Annotated in this window: 3 protein-coding genes; 2 read left to right on the top strand and 1 reads right to left on the bottom strand. The window is 74.6% G+C overall.

Translation table 11 applies throughout. From position 1 onward, the window contains the following. On the top strand, positions 1–986 hold a 986-nt coding region (locus ACYVD5_RS16695; RefSeq protein ID WP_461001977.1), incomplete at its 5' end, for a DUF58 domain-containing protein. A gap of 45 nt (positions 987–1,031) precedes the next feature. Here the strand turns inward: ACYVD5_RS16695 and ACYVD5_RS16690 are convergent. Beyond that, entirely contained in the window at positions 1,032–2,027 is a 996-nt protein-coding gene (locus ACYVD5_RS16690) for a stage II sporulation protein M (protein ID WP_461001976.1), read from the bottom strand. Positions 2,028–2,303: 276 nt separating this feature from the next. Here ACYVD5_RS16690 and ACYVD5_RS16685 point away from each other — a divergent pair. Continuing rightward, the coding region (locus ACYVD5_RS16685; protein WP_461001975.1) for an RDD family protein at positions 2,304–3,207 on the top strand (904 nt) is incomplete at its 3' end.

Raw genomic sequence — 3,207 nt, 5'->3', positions numbered from 1 at the left:
TCCCCGGCGGCGGCCGGGTGCGGGTGGCCACCGCGCTGACGCCCACCCGCCGCGGCGACCAGACCGCGGCCGGGGTCACGGTGCGCAGCCTGGGCCCGCTGGGGCTGGCGGCCCGCCAGTGCACCCACAGCGTGCCCTGGACGCTGCGGGCCCTGCCGCCCTTCCACAGCCGGCGGCACCTGCCGGGCAAGCTGTCGCGGCTGCGCGAGCTCGACGGCCAGCACACGGCCCTGGTGCGCGGGCAGGGCAGCGAGTTCGACTCGTTGCGGGAGTACGTGCCGGGCGACGACGTGCGTTCCATCGACTGGCGCGCCACCGCCCGCAGCGACTCCGTGGTCGTGCGTACGTGGCGGCCCGAACGCGACCGCAGGATCCTGCTGGTGCTCGACACCAGCCGCACCGCCGCCGGGCGGGTGGGCGACGTGCCCCGGCTCGACCACGCCATGGACGCCGCGCTGCTGCTTGCCGCGCTTGCGGGCAAGGCCGGCGACCGGGTGGACATGCTCGCCTACGACCGCCGGGTGCGCGCACAGGTCCGCAGCCACGGCCGCGGCAGCCGCATCCCGCAGATCGTGCAGGCCATGGCGCCGCTGGAGGCCCAGCTCGTGGAGTCCGACCCCGCTGGCCTGGTCTCCACGATCCTGGGCGGGCACAGCCGCACCCGCCAGCTCGTGGTGCTGCTGACCGACCTCAACGCGGCGGCGCTGGAAGAGGGCCTGCTGCCGCGGCTGCCCGCGCTGACCTCGCGCCACCTGCTGATGGTGGCCGCCGTGGGCGATCCCCGCATCACCGAGATGGCTGCCGCGCGCGGCAGCATCCGGTCGGTCTACGACGCGGCCGCCGCCGAACGCGCACTGGGCGAGCGCGGGCGCATCACCGCCGAGCTGCGCCGCCACGGTGTGGAGGTCGTCGACGCCGACCCCGAGCACATCGCTCCGGCGCTGGCCGACGCCTACATCTCGCTCAAGGCCCAGGGGCGGCTGTAACGCTGCACGCAGCGCGGCCGGCGGAATCCGGGGCGGTGGCCGGGGTCAGCCCGCGACCGGGGCCGCCTGCGGGGCCGAGGCGATGTCGCCGGTGACACCGCGGTTGTGCGCGGCGCGGCCCACCGCGAACACGTAGGCGAGGAAGAGCAGTTCGGCTGCCACGCCGATGGCGATACGCAGCCAGGTGATGTGCACCCAGCCGGTCACCAGCCCTTCGATCAGGCCCGAGATGAACAGGACCGCGACCAGGCCGAGGGCCACCGCGATGGCGGGGCGCGCCTCGTCGCCGAGCGCTCGCAGGCGGGGCCGCGGGCCGGGCGCGATCAGGGTCCACCCGAGTTTGAGGCCCACGCCGGCGGCCACGAAGACCGCGGTGAGCTCCAGCAGGCCGTGCGGCAGGATCAGCCCGAGGAAGACACCGCCCTTGCCGCTGGCGAACATCAGCCCGCCCGCCATGGCCAGGTTGGCGCCGTTGAGCGCCAGCACGTAGAGGGTGGGCACGCACAGGAACACGCCCAGGATCAGCGCCTGGGCCGCCGCCCAGGCGTTGTTGGTCCATACCTGCGCGGCAAAGGACGCGCCGGGGTGCTCGACGTAGTAGTTCGCGAAGTCGTTCTCGACGTAGGCGCGGATCTGCTCGGGCGTTGCGATGGCGCTGCGCACGCCGGGGTCGAGCGCGATCCAGGCGCCCAGGGCGATGGAGAACGCCACCGTGCCCAGCGATGCGGCGATCCACCACCAGCGCAGCCGGTACAGCACTGCGGGGAAGGTCTGGGTGAAGAAGCCGGTGACATCGCGCCAGGCGGGTTCGTGTGCGCCGGTGACCGCCGAACGGGCCCGCGCCACCAGGCCGGAAAGGTAACCCGCCAGCGAGCGGTCCTCGCCCGAGGAACGCACCATCGACAGGTGTGTGGAGGTGCGCTGGTACAGGTCGACGAGCTCGTCGACCTCGCTGCCGCTGAGCCGGCGGCGCCTGCGTACGAGTTGGTCGAGGCGCTGCCAGTCGGGGCGGTGCGCGGCGGCGAAGACGTCCAGATCCACGCTGGCGACTCTACCGGGCCGCACCGCCGCGGGGTTCGGCCGTCCCGGCGGCCGGCGGCGGAAAGCCTCACGGGAACGGGGCACGGAGGTAGGAGGCGGGTGGCGGGGGTAGCGGTGCGGCGCCAGGACGAGGGTGGCCAGGGGCACACCGCCGCGCTGTCGTCACCGCGCGGTTGTGTCCGCTTCGTCGGACTCGCCTGACAGACTGGGAGGAGGCGCGCCGCGCGGCGACCCGGCGCGCCGGACCTCGCTGCGACGGAACGGAAGGCGGCAACGGTGGCTTATCCGGGCGCTGGGCACCCCCGAGAACAGTCGTCCGTGGTCACGGGCGACGCTGTCGTGCTGGATCTGCGTCCGGCCGGATTCGCCACCCGCATGGCCGCGCTGCTCATCGACGTCGCGGTGCAGGTGACCGCGCTGCTGGGCAGTGTCCTGCTGGTGTCGCTGGTCGCGGCGGGTTTGGACCCGGCCGCCTCGGCCGCGGTCAACCTCGGCCTGTCCGTGCTGATCCTGGTGGGCTACCCCACCGCCATGGAGTCGCTGACCCGCGGGCGCTCGCTGGGCAAGATGGCGCTGGGCCTGCGAGTGGTGGGCACCGACGGCTCGCCCGAGCGGTTCCGCCAGGCGCTGGGCCGCGCGCTGGCCGCGGCCGTGGAGATCTGGTCGCTGTCGGTGGTCGCGCTCATCTGCTCGCTCGTCAACCGCGACGGCCGCCGGGTGGGCGACTTCATCGCCGGAACCCTGGTGGTGCAGGAACGCGCCGGCCGCCGGCCCGACGACGTGTTCGAGATGCCGCCACACCTGGCCGAGTGGGCGCGCACGGCCGAGCTGTCCCGGCTCTCGACCGAAACCGCAAGCATGGCGCGGCAGTACCTGGTGCGTTTCGGCGAACTGACCGATGAGTCCCGCTACCAGATGGGGGTCCGCATCGCCGACCTCGTGTCGGCGGCGGTCAGCCCGCCCCCGCCTCCCGGCACCTCTCCACCGGAGTACCTGTCGGCGGTCCTGGCCGAACGCCGCCGGCGCGAGCAGGAACGGATCGCCGAACGCCAGGCGGCCGCCGCCCGCGCACAAGGCGGGCCGGGCGGCGGCCCGGGTCCGGGCGCCGCCTACCCCGCTGCGGGTGCCGACCGGTACGGCCGGGGCCAGGGCGGCGCGGCGCCGCCGCCGACGACGACTC

It is taken from the genome of Streptomonospora sediminis (assembly GCF_054778995.1).
The sequence above is the reverse complement of the archived record's forward strand: the minus strand, read 5'-3'. Positions and strand labels throughout refer to the sequence as shown.